The following is a 17,247-nucleotide window of genomic DNA, read 5'->3' on the forward strand; positions in this document are numbered from 1 at the left end:
CATGCTCGCTGATAATGCCTCCCGACCCGAACCCTCGTACGTCCGCCCCCAGGCGGGTAGGTACACCGCAGAAGTGGAGATCAAACGTTCCCGCTTTATCGCGCTTGCCGAGCGATGCACCAGCGAGAACGAAGCCCGCGAGTTTATCAGCGCAATTCGCCGCGAATATCCCGATGCGCGCCACCACTGCAGCGCCTTTGTCGTGCATGTCGACGCGGCACAGCCGATTGAACGTTCCAGCGATGACGGTGAGCCAGCCGGCACCGCAGGCCAGCCGATGCTGGAGGTGCTAAAAGGGTGGAGCGCCCCCAAGCCGCTACAGGATGTAGCCGTAGTGGTGGTGCGATACTTCGGAGGGATAAAGCTAGGCACCGGCGGGCTTGTGCGCGCCTACCAAGATGCCACCCGCGAAGCCTTGCAGCAGGTGCCGTTGACGCTGCGACGTCAGCTGGACCTATACACCTGCGAGGTGCCACATGCGGATGCCGGGCGAGTGGAGGCCGAGGTGCGCGCCGCCGGATATACCGTGGTGGGCATGGAATACAAGGCTGCAGCGGAACTGGCTATTGCCTGCGAGCCCGGCGCGCCACTGCCGGACTTCCTCGCCAGCATCACCAGCGGGGCGGTAGATCCCCACCTGGAAGGTCAGCGCTGGATTGAAGACGCGCTCTAGAAACCGCGCGAATGCACCAACTCCTAATAACTACACGGCGCTTAACTACACTGTAGAAGCATGAGTAACTACGGCAACCTGCCCGCCCGCCGCCCGGGCACCGACCCGATCGCCCAGCGCAAGGCTGAGGTTCGCAAGCACTCCCGGAACATCCAAATCGCCGGTGGCGTGGGTGCGGTAAGCCTCGTCGGTGGCCTGACGATCCTGCCCACCACCTTCTTCGCAGTTATCGTGCCGATTCTGGCTGTGGCTTTCATCGTCTACAGTGGCTTCAAGATCAAAGGCATCGTCGAGCACAAAGATCAGTGGTGACGCACTCCGTTGGCCAACACTCCTTCTAGCAAGGTTCGCATCGACGCATGGGTGTGGGCCGTCCGCCTATGTAAGACTCGCGCCCAAGCAGCGGAGGCCTGCCGCGCGGGACACGTGAAGATCAACGACGTATCGGTAAAGCCGGCCCAGCCCGTGGTGGTGGGGGATACAGTGCGCGTGTGGATACATCACCGCGAGCACATTGTGGAAGTCACCCAGCTGCTGTCTAAGCGCGTGGGTGCGGAGCTCGCACGCAAAGCCTATATCGACCATTCTCCACCGCCACCCGTAATCCCCGCGATGCCGCGCCGGGATCGGGGAGCAGGCCGTCCGACGAAGCGGGAGCGGCGCCAATTGGAACGCTTCAAACGCGGTGAGCTCTAGGTAGCTCTTGCCGGCTCTAGCCCGTCTTTTGCCCCAGCTGCTGCCACCTATGGCCCAGCCTTCCGGGGCGCGATTGCGCATTGTCGCCGATGTGCACCGTCTTGCGGATGTGCTCGCGCCCGTAGGCGAAAAGCAGCATATCGTCGATCAGTCGGACTTGGCCGGGGTAATAGGGGTAGTTCATGGCCTTGCGCAGCGCCTTAAGCCGCTTCGGTGCCAAAAGCTCGCGCAGCTGGGGGATCGTCGTAATGTCGTGGGCCGCCAGCATCTCGATTGCATAGTGGTAGTAATCCACACGAGAGGTGGGGTATTTCTCGCCGACGATGCGAGTGAGTACTCGTGGCAATGAAGCAGCGTCCAGCGCTCCGTCCACATCTGCGTCGGAGCGAGCCGTATCCAGCACAGCGGCAATCTTGTCGAACTGCTCATCCGCCAGCTCGATCAGTCCTGCAGCCAGCGTAAAAGCACGCTGAATCTCCGGCGCGCTCGTTTCCGGATGCTCCTGGTTTTTGTAGCGCACGTCATGCTCGAACTCCGCCCATGCGTGCTGCAGAACGGTACGTAGTTGGATCTCTATGTACTTTGGTGACGCCCCATCCTCCGCTGCCCAAGGTTCATTCTTAGCGGAGACGATAAGGTGCTGGCTGGCGTAACCAAAGCGTCCCTCGCGCGCAGTCTCGGCGGCCTTGTCGATAACTCGCACCACCTCGAAAAGGTCGGAGAGTGCTTCTTTAAGCTGCGGTATCTCCGAGGAATGGAAGGTAATCACGCGCACGCCGATAACGTCGTGGGCGTCGACAAATGAGTTGTACTCGGGGTAGGCCTCGTTGGACAGTTTGCGAGCGAAGCTCATTCGATCCTTGATTCGCACGCTGACCCGATCAAACGTCAGGCCGGCGTCATCAAGAACATCAATAATGCGCGCCTCCAGGGCGCCGGCGACGTTGGGGCGGGACTGGATCCAGGCGTCGTAATCCGCCAAAGCGGGGTGCGCGGACTTTTTCGGCATTAGGCTCCCATGCGCGTGAGGATCGCCTGACCGCGCTCGCTAAACAGGCTGTTGAGCGGCACTTCGCCTTCCCACATGCTGCCGGAGAGACGATCCTCCCACACGCCCTCGGGCAGGGCCACAGTCGTGTCACCCCAGCCATCGCGCAGCACGTCCAGCGGGCGGCGGGTGACCAGCGTGATCACGTCCTCGCCCCGCATAGTTCCCAACAGGTGGCGCTCCATGGTGCCTGTAGCCATGACGGGCAGGTAGCTGGCTGCATCGAGCTCGAATTGGTTGCGGATCTGCAAAGCGGTCGCGATGACGTAGAGGCGCTCGTCGTCGGCGTTGCGGATATCTCCGCGGGAAATGCGATCCAGGGCTTCCAGCCGCTCGGCAAAGTCCACCTTGCGGCGGTTATCCGGATCCACGAGGGAATCCGTAAAGAACTCTGTGCCCTGGTAGATATCCGGAATTCCAGGGCCCATGATCTGCAGCAACTTCTTGGAAATGGAGACTGTGTTGGCCGCCGGGGCGATGTGGTTGACGTAGGAGGTGATGTCCTCGCCGAAGTTGTTGATCGTGGAATCTATCCATGCGTGAATAGAGTTCTCGAAATCCTCATTGACCTCGAACCACGTGGTGTGCACTCCGGCTTCGCGCATGGCCTTTTCGGCGTAGGCATGCAGGCGCTCCCGCAGTTCGTCGGAAACAGCACCGTCGACGGGCCACACGCCAATCATGTTCTGTAGCAGGAAGTGGCAGGTAGCGCCGTCGACGTATTCGATGCTGTCGCAGAGCTCAGCGAAACGCTCGGCGGATTCCGTGATGCAGCCAATACGGCTGCGCACGTCCTCGCCACGCTTTGTGTCATGCGTTGTCAACGCAGTCATGGCCTTGGGCCACAGGCGAGCACGTTCTGCCTGCAGCAGGTGGAACTCGGCGGGGGAGACCCCGAAGCGGCCCGGCGCACCGCCGACTTCCTGCAGGCTCACTAGGCGCGAGCCACGGTAGAAAGCGGTATCTTCCACACCCTTGGCCATCACAGCACCACAAACCTGGGCGAAGCGGATATTCGCCTCGCCACGGGAAATCAAAGCAGTGGCGATCAAATCCAGCGCATCGGCGCGCTCCGGATAGCGAATAATCATCTGGGCGATAACGGTGCTGGTTACGCGGGACAGCGACTCATAGTCCGCACGGTATACCGGCATGGCGGCAATAAGATCGATGAGGGCTTCACGCAGTTCCTCATCCGATACAGCCTCGCCAGAGGTAGACCAGTTGTCATTGCGTACCGCGCGAGCCAGGCGACGCACCTCGGCGGCGAGCTCCTGGCCGGCTACCTCGCTCTTGAGCTCGTACTCGGCTTGTTCGAAGGCTGCGGCATCCCACATGGATCCCGTCATGTCCAGTGCGAGCTCAGCCATGGTGCCGACGGCAGGGCGGTGGACGAACACGCCATCGAGCTCGCGCAATGCGTCGTAGCCCGTAGTGCCATCGACAGCCAGACGCGGATCGAGTGGCTCGGTGACCCCCAGGATCTTCTCCACTAGCAACCAACGCTCGTCGCCGATCAGCTTGCGCAGCTGCTTTAGGTAGTTGAATGGATCTGCGAGGCCATCCGGGTGATCTACGCGCACGCCATCGATGATGTCAGCCGCGATCAGCTGGTTCAGAATGCGGTGGGAGTGTTCAAACACCACTGGGTCTTCCTGCCGCAGGCCGGCCAGACCGTTGATACTAAAGAATCGGCGGTAGTTAATCACTCCGTCGCGCCAGAACATCAGGCGGTAGTGCTGGCGGTCGTGTACCTCCTGCGGGGTGCCGCCCAAGGTGCCCTCGGCAATGGGGAAGCAGTTGTCGTAGTAGCACAGCATAGGCTCGGAGCCCTCGGCGTCATCGCCAGGCTCAATGCGCAGCTCCGCAACGTCATCCTCGCTGCCCAACACTGGCAGCCCCAGCCGCCCGTTTGCGCCATTGTCCTCTGACCAGTCAACGTCGAAGTAGGCGGCGTACTCGGATTCCTTGCCCTTTTTCAGCAGATCCCACCACCAGGGGTTGAGCTGCGGATCGTCCACGCCCACGTGGTTCGGCACGATGTCCAGCAGCAGTTTGATGCCCACCTCGTGCGCCTTGTCGGCCAGGGAACGTAGCCCCTCAATCCCGCCTAGCTCGGGGTTAATGGTCGCCGGGTCGGTCACGTCGTATCCGTGCGTCGATTCCGCCGGAGCCTGCATTACAGGGGAGAGATAAAGGTGCGAAACCCCCAGGCGAGAGAAGTAGGGGAGGTGCTTCTCCGCGTCGGCGAAGGTGAATGCTTGGGTGGGGTCGGATCCAGGTCCACGGAGCTGAAGGCGATAGGTCGCTGACATGACTCCTAGGCTACTTGGCTACTTAATTAGCTGCAGAAACTCCTGGAACCCTATGATCTGCAGTTCCTGCCCCTTATCCTGCAACTCCCGTGCCCGCTTCTCTTTGGACGTCATGGAGTGCCACTCGCCGACAATCAACATCGTCGTCTTCTTCGTCACGTTCTTCGCTACCACGCCGCCCCGCGAGGCAATCATGTCCCATACCTCGCCCTTGTCGTAGGGCTCCACGTCGCCGGTCACGCACACAGTCTGCCCGTAGATCGGGCCGTCGATATCCGCTTCCTCGTTCGCTTCGGGCACGACGTCCGGTGTGGCCACCTTCGCCCATGGTGCGGGCGAGCGGCGCTGTTTGTTGTCTGATGACGCCCCCTCGTCCCCGTCGCTTGAGGCCTCTGCAGAACTAACCCATTCCTCCGCGGAGATGTCCTCGTGGCCTTCTGTGCTGGCAGGGGAGCTGACCTTAGTGCCTTCCTCCAATGGGTATCCCGCCTGCAGGTTGGTGAGCTGGCTATCCAGCGCGGCGAACTCCTCGGTCTGCGAGGGGGAAAAGTTCACCCGCGGGCGCTCGGCGTCAAAAAGTAATTGGATAAACCCCGGTGAACAGCCCTCGGGAGCCTGCTTGTACCAGCCAATAAGTTCGGAGGCAGGGCGCGTGACGTCCGGGTACAGCGAGGAGCCAAGTGGCGAACGAGTCACTCGAATCTCCTGCTCAGTGAGCGTGACCTCCGCCCCGCGGGCGGGGAAGGTGGAGGAACCAGTCGGCATGTTTAGAGCTTGACCTCCGTGGTGATCGGGCGCTGCAGAATGACGGTGCTGCGGCCAGCGATCTCCAGAGTGTCCCCGCCGGAGAAGCTGCGGGTTTCCTCCGGCACGCCGGTCGGCTCGGCGGTATCGACGACGACGGTCCAGTTTTCCTCATCACTGGGCTCGACGTGCATCACATTGTGGCGCCGCGGCAGAGTGAACGTGATCGGCTCGTGATGGGCGTTGAAGCAGAAGATAAAGGAATCGTCCTCGACAGGGCGCCCCTGCGGATCCGGCTCGTCGATTGCCATGCCATTGAGGTGCACCATCAGGGACTTGCCGAAGTCCGCATTCCAATCGGATTCAGACATCAGATCGCCATTTGGAGTGAGCCAGGCGATATCGCGCTTGGCCACATCCTGACCCAGCGGACCGCCGGCCAGGAAACGGCGGCGACGGAAAACCGGGTGCGCCTGGCGCAGGTGAATGAGGTAGCGCGTGAATGCGTGCAGCCCCTCATCCATGTTTTCCCAATCCATCCAGGAAATCTCGTTGTCCTGGCAGTAAACGTTGTTATTTCCGCCCTGGGTGCGGCCGATCTCATCGCCGTGCGAGAGCATCGGGGTGCCCTGGGAGAGCATCAGGGTGGTGAGGAAGTTACGACGCTGCTTGTTGCGCAGCTGCAGGATCTCCTCATCATCCGTCGGGCCTTCCACGCCACAGTTCCAAGAACGGTTGTGGCTCTCACCGTCGCGATTTTCCTCACCGTTGGCATCGTTGTGCTTTTCGTTGAAGCTGACCAGGTCGTTCAGGGTGAAGCCGTCGTGGGCGGTGATGAAGTTGATCGACGCGGTCGGGCGACGGCCTGTGTAGAGATCCGAGGAGCCCGTCAGGCGGGAGGCGAACTCGCCCAGCGTGGAAGGCTCGCCACGCCAGAAGTCACGCACCGTATCGCGGTATTTACCGTTCCACTCGTTCCACAGTGCGGGGAAGTTACCCACCTGGTAGCCGCCCTCGCCGACATCCCAAGGCTCAGCGATGAGCTTGACCTGGCTGACGATCGGATCCTGCTGTACCAGGTCGAAGAATGCGGAAAGGCGATCGACATCGTGGAACTCGCGGGCCAGAGTGGAAGCCAGGTCGAAACGGAAGCCGTCGATGTGCATCTCCGTGACCCAGTAGCGCAGCGAATCCATAATGAGCTGCAGCGTGTGCGGGTGGCGCACATTCAGGGAGTTACCCGTGCCCGTGTAGTCCATGTAGTGGGCCTCGTCACCGTCGACGAGACGGTAGTAAGCGGCGTTATCGATACCGCGGAAGTTCTGAGTCGGGCCCATGTGGTTGCCCTCGCTGGTGTGGTTGTAGACCACATCCAGGATCACCTCAATGCCCGCGTCATGATAGCTGCGCACCATCTGCTTGAACTCTGCGATGGCGCCTTCAGCGCTGGGGGAGGCAGCGTAGTCGCGGTGTGGAGCGAAAAAGCCCAGGGTGTTGTAGCCCCAGTAGTTGCGTAGTCCCATATCGCGCAGACGATCGTCGTGGACGAACTGGTGCACCGGCATGAGCTCCACAGCAGTGACACCCAGATCCTTGAAGTACTCCACGATGGAGTGGTGACCCAGCCCGGCATAAGTGCCGCGCAAGTGTTCCGGGACATCCGGGTGCGTCATCGTCAGGCCCTTTACATGGGTTTCGTAGATGACGGTCTTGTGCATCTCAATATTCGGACGGCGGTCATGGTTCCAATCAAAGTATGGATTGATGACCACTGAACGCATTGCGTGCGGAGCGGAGTCTTCCTGATTGCGCTTCTCCGGGTTATCCGGATCGTTGATGTCGTAGCTGAACAGCGAGGCATCGCCATCGAAAGCGCCATCGAAGGACTTGCCGTAGGGATCCATGAGAAGTTTCGATGGGTCACAGCGCAGCCCCTTGGCCGGATCCCACGGGCCGTAAACGCGGTAGCCATAACGCTGACCGGGAACGATACCGGGGAGGTAGCAGTGCCAAATGTCTGCGTCGACCTCTTCCATCTTCACCCGGGTTTCCGCACCCTGGCTATCGAAAAGGCAGAGTTCGACGGATTCAGCTACCTCGGTGAATAGGGCAAAATTGGTGCCGTTGCCATCGAAGGTGGCGCCGAGTGGGTAGGGCTTTCCAGGCCAACCGACCAGAGGCTCACCGGGCGCACGCAATCCACTTTTATCTGACAGTCCGAAAGTCATGGGCACCATTCTAACGGCTAAAACCGCGGAGTATTGTTTCTACTCCTATCACTGCTTGTCGGTGCGCATCCTCCCGTGAAACCGTCTCTGATTCGGCCTTCCCCGTAGGCGACCCCAAGTTCTGTAGCACGTTCTGGCGTGCCTGAAGTTCTAGGGCAGAACCGAAGATAAAACGCAGCAGGAGCTTCGCTGCGTCTTCGGCGCTGGAGGGGGCACCACCGGACTTTAGCTCAGCAGCGAGTTCTGAAGTGAGATCCCTTTCCAACGTGCCGCTGGCCACCGCTGCCAGTGTGATATCAGCCCCGTCGCGCAGGGAGGTGAGGGCGTCAAAAAGTAAAGAACAATACGTCGCCGCGCTTCCGGGGCAGGCAGGGACTTCCGCGAGGATTGATTCGGCGATGCCTCCCAGCAGCGCTTGTTTATTGGGAAAATGCCAGTACAACGCACCCGGTGCGACATCGAGGGAACGAGCGAGTCGCCGCATCGTGAGATCGGCCAGGCCATACTGCTGCAGGATGTCGACGGCGGTACTCACGATTTTCTTGCGGTTTAGCTGCACGATGTACAAGGGTAGTGGACGCGATTGCCGTAGGGTGTGCCACATGAAGATTCGAAAGACATGCGTGGCTGCCTTGTGCGCGGTGAGCCTTCCCCTCGGTCTGACGGCCTGCGGATCCGACGGCGCAGAAGACGCAGAAGACAACGCGGGTAATAACAACGCGGGTAATAACGCGGACAACGCCGCGCCCCAGGACAACCAAGGCGAACAGGCGGGTGAAGGGGAAATCACGCAGGCTCCGGTGCAGGGACCGGAGTACAAGACGGCTGCTAGCGAGGAAGATCAACAGCAGATCATTGACCTGCTGCACGGACTGTCCGACGGCGCGCGACCAATGGATGTGTACCTGAACTGGACCATCGACAACACCTGCCGCGCGGATATCGACCAGCAAGGGGGCGAAGAGGCTGCACGTCAGCAGGCTAAAGACTCCGCAGGTCAGGGCAACTTCGACGAACAGCCGGGTAGAACGCCGAATATCACCGACATCAAAGATGTCATGGCCGAGGGCGACAATGCGCACGCGATGGTCACCATCGTTGAGGGGGAGCGCAGCGACACCAATCGCATGTACTTCAAGCGCGAGGATGCGAAATGGAAGTTCTGCCACACCCTAGGAACGCAGGGGTCGCAGGGCTAGGACATTTTAGGACATTGAAGAAAGTAAAAAATGCGCAACGGCACCAGCTGATTCCTCGGCCAATCGGGGAGGCAGCACTCGTTCTTTTCGTCACGCTGGTGGTGTTTATCCTGTTGGGATTGGTGTGGGGGCTCATCCACCCGACCACCCAACTGACCATGGCAGCGGACGGTGGGGCGGATACCGTCCCGGGGACCGAGGATGCCTCGTTTAAAGCCCTGGCCTATTTTTTGGCCCTGACTGGCCTTGGTGGCATGGCAATTGGACTGTGGGCCTTTCGCACCCGCATGAGGAGCCTGCTGATGATGCTGTGGGTCGGTGTGGTCACGCTCTGGGGCTCGGTGACGTGCTGGACCGTAGGAACGTGGTTGGCAGAGAAACTGCATGCCGATCCATTGCCTACCGATCCGCACCCAGGGGATCTATTTCACCTGGTGGAGGCAACTAATCCCGGTTCGGGAATGCTCGTAGCCACGGCATTAGCGCTGGTGGTGTACTGGTTGGCGGCGACCTTCGTCGACCCAGAAGATTTCTAGACCTTTAGTGATCTAGGGCCGCGGGGGACTAACGTAGCAGGAATGCTAGACAAGATCTTAGAAAGCATCACCCGCGTAGACGGCCGGTGGGAAATGCCAGATACCATCACCACTGACGAGTGGGCCGCGGAGGTGCAGCGGCTGAAGAAGGAGCGGAACGCGCTGATTCTGGCTCACAACTATCAGCTGCCAGAGATCCAGGACATCGCCGACCACACGGGCGATTCCCTCGCACTATCCCGTATCGCCGCGGAAACAGACGCTGACGTGATCGTTTTCTGCGGAGTGCACTTTATGGCCGAGACTGCGAAGATCCTGTCACCAGAAAAGACGGTGCTTATTCCCGACGCCAATGCGGGGTGCTCCCTAGCCGACTCCCTTACAGCGGAGGAACTGCGTGAGTGGAAGGCCGAGCACCCAGAGGCTGTGGTCGTCAGCTACGTAAACACCACAGCTGATGTGAAGGCGTTGACGGATATCTGCTGCACCAGTTCCAATGCAGTAGACGTCGTGGCGAGTTTGCCGGAGGATCAGGAAGTGCTCTTCGGCCCCGATCAGTTCCTCGGCGCTCACGTGCGCCGCAAGACCGGGAGGGACAATATTCACGTGTGGGCGGGCGAGTGCCATGTGCATGCGGGTATTTCTGGGAAGGACTTAAGCCAGCAGGCGCACGATAACCCGGAGGCCGACCTGTTTATCCACCCGGAGTGTGGTTGTGCCAATTCGGCGATTTACCTCGCAGGCGAGGGGGTTGTGGAGTCCGAGCGGGTGAAGATGCTATCCACTGGTGACATGATCTCGCAGGCGAAGTCCACCAGCCAGTCCACGGTTCTGGTTGCCACCGAGGTGGGCATGCTGCACCAATTGCGCCAGGCCGCCCCGGGCGTTGATTTCCGTGCCGTCAACGACCGCGCGTCCTGCACCTATATGAAGATGATCACCCCAGCCGCGCTACTGCGCTGCCTGGCTTTGGGGGAGGACGAAGTAACGGTGGACGAGCAGACCGCAGCCAAGGCCCGTCGCTCCGTGGAGCGGATGATCGCCATTGGTAACCCGGGAAGTGGGGAATAACGATGGAGACCACCCTTGAGCTGCCTTTCCCCGCCCAACTATCCGACCCCTCCCGCATTCGCGCAGCTTATCTCCGCATGGCAAAGGTCGCATTGGAAGAGGACTTTGGCGACGGTGCGGATGTCAGTACCCTAGCCACCGTCCCCGCCGATGCGACGGGCACGAAGGTAATGCGAGCACGCCAGTCTGGAGTGATCAGCGGACTCGAAGCCCTGACGATCGTCGCGGAGGTTGCCGCCGACCGGCATATCGACATCACCCCGCTAGTCGCCGATGGGGATCGGGTCGATGCCGGCGCGGACATTGCACGAGTGGAGGGGACGATCCAGCACATCCTCATGCTGGAACGCACCCTGCTGAACATTCTGAGCCATGCTTCGGGCATTGCCACCCAAACACGCGCGTGGGTGGATGTCGTCGCAGCCACCGCTAGCAGCCCGGGCGGATGCTTGGTGCGTGACTCGCGGAAGACCCTGCCCGGAATGCGCATGCTGGAAAAGCGCGCGGTCGTTCACGGCGGCGGCTACCCGCACCGCTACAACCTGGGCGATCAGGTGATGGTAAAGGACAATCACGTGGAGCTCTCCAACGCCGCCGAAGCCTATGCGCGGGTAAGGGACTTTTTGGGTGATGACGCCACCACGTGGGTAGAGGTCGAAGTGGATACCCTGGAGCAACTTTCCGACCTGCTTGGTGCGGATCGCCCTCATCCGCCACAGGTGCTACTGGATAACTTCAGCGTGGAGGATACGAAGAAGGCTGTGGAGTTGCGCGATAATCGAGCCCCGGAGGTGCTTTTGGAATCCTCAGGCGGGTTAACTCTCGATGTAGTGGCTGACTATGCAGCCGCGGGCGTGGACTCCGTGGCGGTGGGTGGACTGACCCACAGTGTGCGTGCCCTCGACATCGGGTTGGACTAACCCTCCCAGCGTTCCAATGCCGCCCGCCTGCGCTTGTCGAGTTCCCAGGCCACCTCTTCGTGGCCAAGCTCCCTGGCAGCCACAAGTGCCATGGTGTAGCCACCGATAGTGCGCTCGTCATCGGCGCTGAACTCGGACCATTCCGCCACCAGGCGGGCATTCGCCAAGGCCTCGTCGAAAAGCCCACAGTTCAAGGCAGCTTCGGCAAGGGCGTAGCGCAGGTTGAGGATCGCGGGGGACAGTGGGCACCCTTCTGCACCTTCCAAGGCAGAACTGGCAAGCTCCCAGGCCTCGCCCTCGCATCCTTCGCCCAGCAGTGCCATTGCCGCCAAACCGGCATTGTGCAGGGCAATTACTCCGGCATCCAGCTTGCGCGCCAGGCGCACGCAGGCCTGCCAATGCTCAGCCACAGCAGCCAGCGAATCCGCGTCCTCGCCCTCCGCTGCCCGGAACATCTCGAAATGCGCCAGCATGTCATGAGCCTCGTACAGGGAAACCGTGCGCGCATCCGTGGTCGCGCCGTCTTCTTCCAACCTGTCGATCAGTGCCGTTACCCGCTCTAAAGCCTCCGTCCGCCGGCCGCGGAACCACGCTTCCTGCGCGAACCACAGCTGACGATCCGCCGCCGAAGGGGGCTTCGACCCGAACCTCCGTACAAGTCGAGCGAAGATGTCCGCAAAGTCGAAGCCTTCGGCGTCATCCTCAAAAGAACTAGGAAGATTCGTGGCCACCGCGAAGCCTGTCGTGGCCGCGGAGGTCAGGCGCGCGGCGATGGCAGGGGCAATGTCCCGGTGCGTCAGCGCGGGAGTTTCCGCGAGAGTGGGGGAATCCGGATCCGGGCGGAAATCATCAAAACCCTGGGCCAATTGCGCCAGCATTTCCTGTGGTGAATGCAGCTCCGTCAGGGTGCCGGGGCGACCTTCCTGTGTTAGAGCCTGGTGAGCAAGCAGCGCCAAGGCCTCCAGAGCCAGCGCGTGGTCGTTGTTGCTGCGCGCCCACGTGCGCAGATCCTGCAAGGCGGCGATGGTCTCATCGGCGAAACCCAGGTGATCCGCCGCGCTGGCGCGCATGCTGTAAAACTCGCCCACCAGCTCTTGCGGCACCTCGTCCGGGGTGGCTAACCAGTACTGCCTGGCGAAGTCGCTGGCCAAGCGCCAGCTCGCCGCTGCAGACGCCCCCGAATGCGCGGCGCGACTGCTGTCCTGGAGCAGTGAAAGGAGTGTCTGGGCCATGGCGTAAACTTTAGCCCAGCATAAGAATGCTCCCAAGAATCACTCGGAAGGATGCGGCGTACACGATGACTAACGCTGAGCTGGACTTTAGCCGGATCGACCTGCGGGGACAGACCCCGACTACAGCTGAGCTGCGCCATCGTCTTCCCCGTGGTGGCACGGACGTGGATTCGGTGATTCCCACCGTCCAGCCGATCGTTACGCAGGTACGCGAGGGCGGGGCTCGCGCGGCTTTGGAGATCGGGCAGCGCTTTGACGGCGTAACCCCGGATTCAGTGCGGGTTCCGGCCGAGGTTATTGACGCCGCCGTGGGGACGTTGGATGACGACGTCATCGCAGCGCTGAAAGAAGCCATTAACCGAGTGCGTGCTTTCCACTCCGCCATCCGCCCAGACGATAAACAGGTGGAGGTCGCGCCGGGCGGCATCGTGACGGAGCGATTCATTCCCGTACAGCGCGTGGGCTTGTACGCACCGGGCGGCAACGCGGTGTACCCGTCGAGCGTGATTATGAACGTTGTGCCTGCTCAGGAAGCTGGAGTGGAATCTCTCGTAGTGGCCTCCCCGCCGCAGGAGGGCGGCTGGCCGCACCCGACCGTGCTGGCGGCTTGTCAGCTGCTGGGCGTGGATGAGGTCTGGGCAGTTGGTGGCGCGCAGGCCGTGGCTCTGTTGGCTTATGGTTCGACAGCCGCAGGTGGTGAGGAGCTGGAGCCGGTGGATATGGTCACCGGTCCCGGCAATATTTTCGTTACCGCAGCCAAGCGACTGTGTCGTTCGGTGGTGGGCATTGACTCCGAGGCAGGCCCCACGGAGATTGCCGTTTTGGCCGATGACACTGCCAATGCGGTGGAGATTGCCTACGACTTGATTAGCCAAGCGGAGCACGACACGATGGCGGCCTCTGTACTCATTACCGACAGTGAACAGTTGGCCGATGAAGTAGTGGCGGAAATGAATAAGCGCTACCACATCACGCAGAACTCCGCGCGTGTCGCCGAAGCCCTGGAAGGCCAGCAGTCCGGTGTGGTGCTGGTTGACGATATCGCTGCGGGCATCCGCGCTGCCAACGCATATGGGGCGGAGCACTTGGAGATTCACTGCGCGGATTCTCACGCAGTGGCCGCGCAAATCACCAATGCCGGCGCGATCTTCATTGGGCGTTTTAGCCCGGTTCCGCTGGGCGATTACGCTGCGGGCTCCAATCACGTACTGCCGACCTCCGGCACGGCACGTCACTCTTCGGGGCTGTCTACCCTGACGTTCCTGAAGTCCGTGCACGTCATCGACTACAACGAGGAAGGGCTGCGCGGCGTGGCGGATACTGTCATCACGCTGTCCAAGTCCGAGGGACTTCCAGCCCACGGCGAGGCCATCAGCGCTCGCACAGGCGGCACTGAGAGGTAGTGAGGAATCATGGCTGAGAACAACAACGCAGCAAATACCAATAAACAGAACATTTCGCTGGCTGACCTGCCGCTGCGCGAGGAGCTGCGCGGTAAGTCCGCCTATGGTGCACCGCAGCTGACTGTGGCGAACCAACTCAACACCAATGAAAATCCCTACCCACCGTCGCCGGAGATTGTCGAAGGCATCGCTCGGCGCGTGGCAGAGCTCGGCACCAAACTGAACCGCTATCCCGACCGGGACGCAGTGGGATTGCGTAAGGCCCTTGCGGCTTATGTGAGCCAACAGACGGGTGTGGGCGTCACTAAAGAACAGGTCTGGGCGGCCAACGGTTCCAACGAGGTGCTGCAGCAACTCCTGCAGGCATTCGGTGGGCCCGGGCGCAGCGCGATGGGGTTCGTGCCGAGCTATTCGATGCACCCGATCCTGGCTGCGGGCACACAGACCGAGTTCGTGACCGTTGAGCGAAAGGCCGAGAATCGCTTCGACATTGATGTTGACGAGGCCCTCACTGCCATCGCCGAACAGCAACCCAATGTGGTCTTTATTACGACGCCGAATAACCCCACTGGCAATAGCACTCCACTCACCGACATTGAGCGCATTGTGCAGGCTGCCCCTGGCATCGTCATCGTGGATGAGGCCTACGCGGAATTCTCCGACGAGCCGAGTGCAGTGGGACTAGTGGAGCAGTATCCGACGAAGTTGGTCGTCTCCCGCACCATGTCCAAGGCCTTCGACTTTGCGGGCGGGCGCCTGGGCTACTTCGTTGCTCACCCGGCGTTTATCGAAGCCGTGATGCTGGTGCGCCTGCCGTACCACCTGGCAACGTTGTCACAGGCGGCAGCGGAGGTGGCGCTCGAGCATTCCGACGCGACGCTGCAGACGGTGGCGAAGCTGCGTGCAGAACGCGACCGAGTGGTTGCTGGTTTGCGCGAACTGGGTTACGACGTCATCGATTCGCACTCGAACTTCGTATTCTTCGGCAACTTCGACAAGCTGGGGGACGCGCACACGGTGTGGCAGCGTTTCCTGGACCAAGAGGTGCTGATCCGCGACGTTGGCGTGCCCGGTTGGCTGCGCGCAACTGTCGGCCTGCCGGAAGAGAATGATGCTCTTCTTGCCGCGGCTGCGCAGATGATGGACGATTAGACGGACGCTTCAAGAACTTTCAAGAGAACAAGACCAGAGAGGCAGGTGCAAAGCTACTGTGGCAACGAATCCCGCCCCGCGCATCGGGAAGGCCCAGCGAGCCACCAAAGAATCCGATATTAAGGTCGAGTGGAACCTAGACGGAACCGGCAAGACCGATATTGATACCGGCGTGCCGTTTTTCGATCACATGCTGACCGCCCTCGGCGCACACGGCTGCTTTGATCTCACCGTGCATGCCCGTGGCGACGTGGAGATCGACGCACACCACACCGTGGAAGACACAGCCATTGTGATGGGCCAGGCGCTCGCACAGGCATTGGGAGATAAGGCAGGAATCCGCCGCTTCGGCGATGCTTTCATCCCGATGGACGAGACACTGGCACACGCGGCGGTGGACGTATCGGGACGTCCGTACTACGTGGGCGTGGGGGAGCCAGAGCAGATGCTCAGCGCGGTGATCGGCGGGCACTACGCCACCGTCATTAACCAGCACTTCTTTGAGACCCTGGCGCTGAACTCGCGTATTGCGCTGCATGTGCGCTGCCTCTATGGTCGCGATCCGCACCACATCACGGAGGCGGAGTTCAAGGCAGTGGCCCGTGCACTGCGGGCCGCCGTGGAGAACGACCCGCGCGTGGGCGGAGTCCCGTCGACTAAGGGAACGCTGTAGTGGCGCGCCCACAGGCGCTGACCATTGAAGAGCTAGAAAAGATCGATTCCGTGTGGCAGGCTCCCGGCCTGAAAGCCACACTGGTCTCGGTCTTCTGTGCGTTTGGCGGTTGGGCGCTGCTACTGCCGGTCATCCCCCTGGCCGTGATCGATGGGGGCGGAACGGACGGTATCGCCGGTCTATCCACCGGTGTATTTATGGCTGCGACGGTTCTGACGCAGGCTTTCACCCCGCGTCTGCTGCGTGCGGTTGGATATTCGCCCGTCATGCTTGTTGCCGGTTTGCTGTTGGGCTTCCCGGCGCTGGTGTACATCGCCGATATGTCCGCAGTGACGGTGCTGGCCATCGCGGCTGTGCGTGGTGTGGGCTTCGGCGCGGTAACCGTGACGGAAGCCGCGCTGATCGCGGAGCTCGTTCCACCAAGACTGGTGGGACGTTCCTCCGGTGTGTTCGGCGCGACGGTGGGTGTGACCCAGCTAATCAGCTTCCCTCTGGGAATGTGGCTATATGGCAGCTTTGGCCTGGTGAGCGTGTGCTTGGCTGCGGCGGCCTACTCTGCCGTTGGAGCTTTGGCCGCTTTGCAACTGCCGAAGGTTGAGCGCGAGAACTCTCCCGGTGTGGCTGCGGATATTCCGGATAACGCGACCGCGCAGTCGGATTACACCCCGGCTGCGCCGCGTGCAGCGACGTGGAAGCTGGCAACTGTGCCGGGTCTATCCATCGGCGCAGCTGCTGTGGGCTTCGCCGGGTTTAGCACCTTCTTGGCGCCCGCCGCCGGGGAAATCGACGCGAGCGTGGCGGCCACGATTTCTGGCTTGGCGCTGAGCATCGTGGGGTTGATGCAGATCGGCTCGCGCCTTTTCAGCGGCTGGTATGCCGACCGTGTGGGCGAACCGGGCCGTTTGAATGCACTCGGCTTGGTGCTGTGCGTAGTGGGTTTGGGGTCGGCTGCCGTCATGCTGGCCGTGCATCCGAGCGGTGGGCTATTGCTGATGTGGTCGCTGGCATCGGCTGCTTTCTTCGGCGTGGGTTTTGGCATCAACCAGACAGAGGCGCTGCTGATGCTGTTCGACCGCCTGCCCCGGGCCGAGTCCGCCAAGGCCTCCGCGCTGTGGAACATGACTTTCGATGGCGGTACCGGTGTTGGTGCTGTCTTGCTGGGGTTCGTCGCAGGTGCACTGACGTATCAGGGTGCGTTTATTACTGCTGGCGCGGTCGCTCTGGCGGGCTTTGTCATCGCTGTCCTTGACCGAATCGTAGGGCGTCATCGCCTTACCGATCACGGCAATGTTCGCGAAACACTACGCCGTGTCCGAAAGCGAGAATTGCGCCCAGGTAAGTCCGGCTAAACTAGCTA

General features: G+C 61.2%; 17 protein-coding genes. 11 read left to right on the forward strand and 6 right to left on the reverse strand.

All coding sequences use genetic code 11. The annotated features are described in order from the left end of the window. Position 1: 1 nt before the first annotated feature. Genes ACWXWJ_RS02470 through ACWXWJ_RS02480 form a run of 3 tightly spaced genes read left to right on the forward strand, consistent with a single transcriptional unit; the run spans position 2 to position 1,369 of the window. Positions 2 to 673, forward strand: a complete 672-nt coding sequence (locus ACWXWJ_RS02470) for an IMPACT family protein (protein WP_473963450.1) — start codon at positions 2 to 4, stop codon at positions 671 to 673. A 60-nt stretch (positions 674 to 733) separates the two neighbouring features. After that, a complete protein-coding gene (locus ACWXWJ_RS02475) occupies positions 734 to 985 on the forward strand; it encodes a hypothetical protein (protein ID WP_293791304.1) in 252 nt (83 codons plus the stop codon). Positions 986 to 994: 9 nt separating this feature from the next. Beyond that, positions 995 to 1,369 carry an RNA-binding S4 domain-containing protein gene (locus ACWXWJ_RS02480; RefSeq protein WP_293791303.1) on the forward strand — a complete coding sequence of 125 codons (375 nt, stop codon included), beginning with the start codon at positions 995 to 997 and terminating at the stop codon, positions 1,367 to 1,369. 16 nt (positions 1,370 to 1,385) lie between these two features. Here ACWXWJ_RS02480 and ACWXWJ_RS02485 read toward each other — a convergent pair whose 3' ends face one another. The 5 genes from ACWXWJ_RS02485 to ACWXWJ_RS02505 are packed head-to-tail and all read right to left on the reverse strand — an operon-like array spanning position 1,386 to position 8,263. Next, entirely contained in the window at positions 1,386 to 2,378 is a 993-nt protein-coding gene (locus tag ACWXWJ_RS02485) for a GTP pyrophosphokinase (RefSeq protein WP_473963451.1), read from the reverse strand. Beyond that, positions 2,378 to 4,732, reverse strand: a complete 2,355-nt coding sequence (gene treY, locus ACWXWJ_RS02490; protein WP_473963452.1) for a malto-oligosyltrehalose synthase — start codon at positions 4,730 to 4,732, stop codon at positions 2,378 to 2,380. Before treY ends, ACWXWJ_RS02485 begins: the two co-directional genes overlap by 1 nt. Positions 4,733 to 4,750: 18 nt before the next feature. Continuing rightward, positions 4,751 to 5,497, reverse strand: a complete 747-nt coding sequence (locus tag ACWXWJ_RS02495) for a BRCT domain-containing protein (RefSeq protein WP_448308088.1) — start codon at positions 5,495 to 5,497, stop codon at positions 4,751 to 4,753. Positions 5,498 to 5,499: 2 nt separating this feature from the next. Beyond that, positions 5,500 to 7,704 carry a glycogen debranching protein GlgX gene (gene glgX / locus ACWXWJ_RS02500; RefSeq protein ID WP_473963453.1) on the reverse strand — a complete coding sequence of 735 codons (2,205 nt, stop codon included), beginning with the start codon at positions 7,702 to 7,704 and terminating at the stop codon, positions 5,500 to 5,502. A gap of 10 nt (positions 7,705 to 7,714) precedes the next feature. Then, positions 7,715 to 8,263 carry a TetR family transcriptional regulator gene (locus ACWXWJ_RS02505; protein ID WP_293791298.1) on the reverse strand — a complete coding sequence of 183 codons (549 nt, stop codon included), beginning with the start codon at positions 8,261 to 8,263 and terminating at the stop codon, positions 7,715 to 7,717. A 43-nt stretch (positions 8,264 to 8,306) separates the two neighbouring features. Here ACWXWJ_RS02505 and ACWXWJ_RS02510 point away from each other — a divergent pair, with 43 nt between their 5' ends. From ACWXWJ_RS02510 to nadC, 4 genes are all read left to right on the forward strand, one after another. Beyond that, the gene (locus ACWXWJ_RS02510) at positions 8,307 to 8,903 is read left to right on the forward strand and encodes a hypothetical protein (protein ID WP_293791297.1); all 597 of its coding nucleotides are present in this window, start codon (positions 8,307 to 8,309) and stop codon (positions 8,901 to 8,903) included. A 14-nt stretch (positions 8,904 to 8,917) separates the two neighbouring features. Continuing rightward, on the forward strand, positions 8,918 to 9,439 hold the full coding sequence (locus ACWXWJ_RS02515) for a hypothetical protein (RefSeq protein ID WP_473963454.1): 522 nt from the start codon (positions 8,918 to 8,920) through the stop codon (positions 9,437 to 9,439). A 93-nt stretch (positions 9,440 to 9,532) separates the two neighbouring features. Further along, a complete protein-coding gene (nadA, locus tag ACWXWJ_RS02520; protein ID WP_293791371.1) occupies positions 9,533 to 10,510 on the forward strand; it encodes a quinolinate synthase NadA in 978 nt (325 codons plus the stop codon). 2 nt (positions 10,511 to 10,512) lie between these two features. After that, positions 10,513 to 11,430: a carboxylating nicotinate-nucleotide diphosphorylase gene (gene nadC / locus ACWXWJ_RS02525; RefSeq protein WP_293791295.1), complete on the forward strand. Its 918-nt coding sequence runs from the start codon at positions 10,513 to 10,515 to the stop codon at positions 11,428 to 11,430. Here nadC and ACWXWJ_RS02530 read toward each other — a convergent pair. After that, positions 11,427 to 12,662 (reverse strand): hypothetical protein, encoded by a 1,236-nt coding sequence (locus tag ACWXWJ_RS02530; protein ID WP_473963455.1) that lies wholly within the window; start codon positions 12,660 to 12,662, stop codon positions 11,427 to 11,429. The genes nadC and ACWXWJ_RS02530 overlap by 4 nt on opposite strands. A gap of 65 nt (positions 12,663 to 12,727) precedes the next feature. On the opposite strand from ACWXWJ_RS02530, the gene hisD reads away from it, so the two are divergent. From hisD to ACWXWJ_RS02550, 4 genes are read left to right on the forward strand one after another with little or no spacing between them, the layout of a single operon-like run. Beyond that, positions 12,728 to 14,065, forward strand: a complete 1,338-nt coding sequence (gene hisD, locus ACWXWJ_RS02535; protein ID WP_473963456.1) for a histidinol dehydrogenase — start codon at positions 12,728 to 12,730, stop codon at positions 14,063 to 14,065. Positions 14,066 to 14,074: 9 nt separating this feature from the next. Continuing rightward, positions 14,075 to 15,217 carry a histidinol-phosphate transaminase gene (locus tag ACWXWJ_RS02540; protein WP_448308081.1) on the forward strand — a complete coding sequence of 381 codons (1,143 nt, stop codon included), beginning with the start codon at positions 14,075 to 14,077 and terminating at the stop codon, positions 15,215 to 15,217. A gap of 58 nt (positions 15,218 to 15,275) precedes the next feature. Then, positions 15,276 to 15,890: an imidazoleglycerol-phosphate dehydratase HisB gene (gene hisB, locus ACWXWJ_RS02545; RefSeq protein ID WP_293791291.1), complete on the forward strand. Its 615-nt coding sequence runs from the start codon at positions 15,276 to 15,278 to the stop codon at positions 15,888 to 15,890. After that, a complete protein-coding gene (locus ACWXWJ_RS02550) occupies positions 15,890 to 17,239 on the forward strand; it encodes an MFS transporter (RefSeq protein WP_448308080.1) in 1,350 nt (449 codons plus the stop codon). Before hisB ends, ACWXWJ_RS02550 begins: the two co-directional genes overlap by 1 nt. Positions 17,240 to 17,247 lie beyond the last annotated feature (8 nt).

This window comes from Corynebacterium sp. p3-SID1761 (genome assembly GCF_055862885.1).